The sequence below is a fragment of the Gammaproteobacteria bacterium genome, from assembly GCA_013003425.1.
In the GTDB taxonomy this organism is placed as follows: Bacteria; Pseudomonadota; Gammaproteobacteria; order Steroidobacterales; family JABDKV01; genus JABDJB01.
The window spans coordinates 1-3,922 of the sequence record JABDJB010000053.1 but is presented as its reverse complement, the minus strand read 5'-3'; the positions used below and the strand labels follow the sequence as shown (position 1 = coordinate 3,922).

4 protein-coding genes are annotated in these 3,922 nt (G+C 60.0%); 2 read left to right on the top strand and 2 right to left on the bottom strand.

The genetic code is table 11. The annotated features are described in order from the left end of the window. On the bottom strand, positions 1 to 283 hold a 283-nt coding region (locus tag HKN06_07990; GenBank protein ID NNF61254.1), incomplete at its 3' end, for a hypothetical protein. A 322-nt stretch (positions 284 to 605) separates the two neighbouring features. Here HKN06_07990 and HKN06_07985 point away from each other — a divergent pair. Further along, positions 606 to 1,025 (top strand): hypothetical protein, encoded by a 420-nt coding sequence (locus HKN06_07985; protein NNF61253.1) that lies wholly within the window; start codon positions 606 to 608, stop codon positions 1,023 to 1,025. A gap of 93 nt (positions 1,026 to 1,118) precedes the next feature. Continuing rightward, on the top strand, positions 1,119 to 3,287 hold the full coding sequence (locus HKN06_07980; protein NNF61252.1) for a cyclic nucleotide-binding domain-containing protein: 2,169 nt from the start codon (positions 1,119 to 1,121) through the stop codon (positions 3,285 to 3,287). Between the two features lie 471 nt (positions 3,288 to 3,758). Here the strand turns inward: HKN06_07980 and HKN06_07975 are convergent. After that, on the bottom strand, positions 3,759 to 3,922 hold a 164-nt coding region (locus HKN06_07975), incomplete at its 5' end, for a hypothetical protein (GenBank protein NNF61251.1).

The window sequence follows — 3,922 nt, the reverse complement described above, 5'->3', positions numbered from 1 at the left end:
GGACGTTGGTCGTATCAAACATGACGTCAAAACCGCCACCCTGGACCGCCTGGTTACGGAAGTCCATCCACACGCCGACGCCGAATGACAGGCCGGTGTCGGCGGCGCGATCACCGCTGACGCTGTCGTAGGTGTTGCCCGTGACGGTCAGGTACATGCAGTTGGCGCCTGCGCCGACATTGCCCGCATCGCAGGGGCTCGGCAGATGGTCCGCGCTTGCTGTGTTGAAGCCCGTCAACAGGGCTGCCGCAGCCAAGCCATAAAGCAAAGTTGAAATTCTCATTTTCTGGTTCCTCTGTAGGCCCTCGCTGGAGGGCATTGCCCATGTTGTTTAGGGTTTTCTGCCAAGCGGCGTCTGCCCTGTGACTGAATCGTCGCAAAAGGCCAAGAAAGGGCCTATCAGGGTATCCCCCCAGATGAATCAGTTATTTCTCCCAGCAGCCGTACCACCCGCGTCGGCAGCGGTTGCACCTTATATACGTCGCCAGCCACACCGGCACGTGAGGGGATTTGCCCGCGGCGCTGGGGGCAATCCCCCATGTCGCAGCCAAATGGCGTGACCGAAAATATGACGGTACTGGTCAGCTCGCCGGAGGCGCGCCTGCGTGAACCGCATACTTGGAATCGTGTTACTGCTGCTTTCGCTTACACCGGCCGTGGGTATCGGCGGCGTGCAGCTTGCCGACCAGGAAATAATCAAGGCCGTCGAACACGCTCATCTGCAGCTGGATCGCTGGGCAACACGGTTGATGTACCGCATCGAGCGTGGCGCCGGACCGCGCCAGAGTGATCCACTGCTCGACGGTCGTGCGCATCTCATGGTGACAAAAATGCGTGCCAACTACGCTGCTGCGGCCGGCTCACGCAAACTCGCGGTTGCCATACACCATCTTGCCGATGCTCATGAAGACCGGCTGCGCAGCCTCGATGCGATGCTGCGCCGTGGCGTCGTCCGGCAGCCGTTGCGCCCCGATGACGAGAGTATTGCCTCCGCTTTTCGTGAGCTGAGCGCTCTGCGCGACTGAATCGGCGAGCACGGTTGTGCGGCGCGACAATTTGTCCAGTAACCGTACAAGCTTTGCTGTCTATACTCGGGATAAAGCCGCGCAGGAATCCCCATGAGCAATCCGTCGGTCATTGAGGTGGCCAGTGGTGCCAGAGTCGTCGTCGGCGCAGCCGACGTGGTGCTGTTTGGTCAGCCGCCGGAAATCATCAAGACACTGTTGCAGCAGAAAATTCGCGGTTTCAATGCGCTGGTACTGACCGACATACGCGAAAAGGGCGGCGCGCTGACCAACAACCTTGAGTTCCTGCTGTATTACTTCCTGTTCCTGGCAGATGGCTTCAAAGAGGGACGAAAACTGGCAATCGCCGGCGACCGGGCAGCGATCTCGCAGGCTCTCCGGCTGTTGCGCCTGACGCTGACCGGCCCGGTGGCCGCCGAGCTGGATGCCTGGGGCACGGATGCGGAACTGAAAAACGAATGGCTGCAGGTGGCGAATGCACTGGCGCTGCAGGACCCGGGCGGTGCGGCGATTCCAGTGGAAGATTTTTTCCATGTCCGGCCGTTCGATGACGATGTAGTAAAGCTGAATGAATTCACTGTCCGGCATACCGGTCAGGATCGCTACGACGTCTCCGATTCAGCCGGCAGTGTTGCCATCGACCTGTCGGCGGACAGCCACATGGTGCCGCCCTATGAACTGCAGCGCGATTACGTACCCGGCGGACTGGTAAAGCTGGGGCTGGAGGTGCTCGGTGGTGCGTCGGGCTTTACTCCGGATGAACCATGCACCGGTCTGGCGCTGTGTCACAACGGGGATTACATCCTGATCGATGCCATGCCATTCCTCGACGAGCACCTGGTGGCTCGCGGCATTGCCAAGAACCAGGTTGCCGCGTTGTTCCTGACCCACCTGCACGACGATCACTGCACGATGTTCCCGCTGATGCTGATGCCGCATGTGGTCGAGGTAATTACGACCCGGGAAATTTTCAACATGGCGATGGACAAGCTGGCCTGTGCTCTGGGCTGGGCCGTCGAGGTGGTGCGCGAGCACTTTTCACTGTTCGAAGTCGAGCCGGGAGTGGTGGCAAATTACTATGGCCTGAAAATCCTGCCGCACCTGACGGTACACAGCATCCCCACCATCGGCGCGACCTTCAGCCGGCAGCACCACGGCCGCGATCGGCAGATATGCATCGTCGGCGACAACCACAGCATGACGGAGATTAACAAGCTGCAGCAGCAAGGGCTGGTACGAAAAGAGACGGTGGCGACGCTGCAACGGTTGTACAGCGATCGTTTCAGCCTGCTGGTGGCCGATGGCGGCGCTGGCGCCATCCATGGCGACCCCGAGGACGCACTGCAGTCAAAATCCGAACGGGTCTGCTACGTTCATGTCGAAGAACTGGCCAACGAGTTTGATACGACTTTTTCCCTCGCGGTGGCGGGCAAGCGTTACACCATCATCGAGGGCGACCCGGTGTTGTACAACAGCCAGGTCGGTCATTACCTGGCAGAGTGGCTGGACAAGCGAGTATCCAATCGCTGGCTGCGCAGCCTGCTGGCCGAGTCCGAGATCCGTCGCTACAACAGCGACGATGTCATTGTTGTCCAGGACACGGCACACCGCGACTATGTTTACCTGATGCTCACCGGTTATTGTGATGTCGTGCAGCATGATGGCCGGCAGCTCAACAGCATTGCCCGGCTGCAGGCGGGCGACCTCATCGGCGAGATGGCGGCGATCACCGGTAGCGGTGCGCGCAACGCCAGCGTTGTCGCACGCACGCCAGTTACCGTATGTGTTTTTCCAGAGCAGAACTTCAGCACATTCATCAGCGCTGAGGGTATGGCGCAGCGACTGCATGAACGCTGGTCACTGCGTTTGCTGCTCGGTGAGCTGCCATGTTTCACAGAGCTCACGTCGACTGTGCTGCTGCGCACCAGCATCATCGCATCGGCAATCGACCTGGATGAGGGGGAGCAGCGCCATCTTGGCGAGGAAGGCTGGTACCTGATGCTCGCAGGTAAAGTGCGCGACGCCGCCGGAAATGTTCACGAATACAACACACGACAACTGACAGAATTTGGCTGGCGACCTTTTCTCGAGCCGGTCGCGACGCAGTTGACCGCGCTGGCCGACAGCCGGTTTGTTTTCTTTGAGCATGACGCGTTAGAAGCGCGACTGCTCGAGGTGCCGCAGCTCAATTATTACGTCAGGAAATACCGCGCGGCGCAGCAGCCGGTGTCGTGGAAGCTGGGCGTTGTGCCGCCGCTTTAGCCCCTGCGGGCATGCATATCCGCCAGAGCCGTTCCATGCAAAAGTGTTTGGCAGGAACACTTTTTCGGCGCGATAGTTTCCGGCAAGAATTATCGCGGCAGGATGCCGCTCCCACGAAACGTCATCGCAGGCAGTCGCGGTTGAAGCCGCTCCCACGAAGGATTATCGCAGGCAGTCGCGGTTGAAGCCGCTCCCACGAAAGACCGCCCCACGAAGGCTTGTCGCAGGCAGTCGCGGCTGAAGCCGCTCCCACGAAAGACCGCCCCACGAAGGCTTGTCGCAGGCAGTCGCGGCTGAAGCCGCTCCCACGACAGCCGCTCCCACGAAGGCTTGTCGCAGGCAGTCGCGGTTGAAGCCGCTCCCACGACAGCCGCTCCCACGGATGTTGCTGTTGGCACGTTACCCGACCAGTAGCGGTTAAGCTGCAGCGCCATCGGCGATGTCAGCTTCAACCGCATTAATGGAACCAACCTATTTTGATTTCATGACCCACACGCCGTTCCATTGTTCCGGCGGGTGTTGCTGCAGGTACTTGCAGCGTTCGATGTAGGTCGTCGACAGGGCGTCAGCGGGGCTGGCCTTCAGCGCTTCCTGGAAATTGGCAATGCCCTTTTCCCAGTTGCCAGCGCGGTACT

Excerpts from the sequence above, each read along its gene's own strand:
- HKN06_07980 (NNF61252.1), top strand. The coding sequence starts at position 1,119 with ATGAGCAATCCGTCGGTCATTGAGGTGGCCAGTGGTGCCAGAGTCGTC.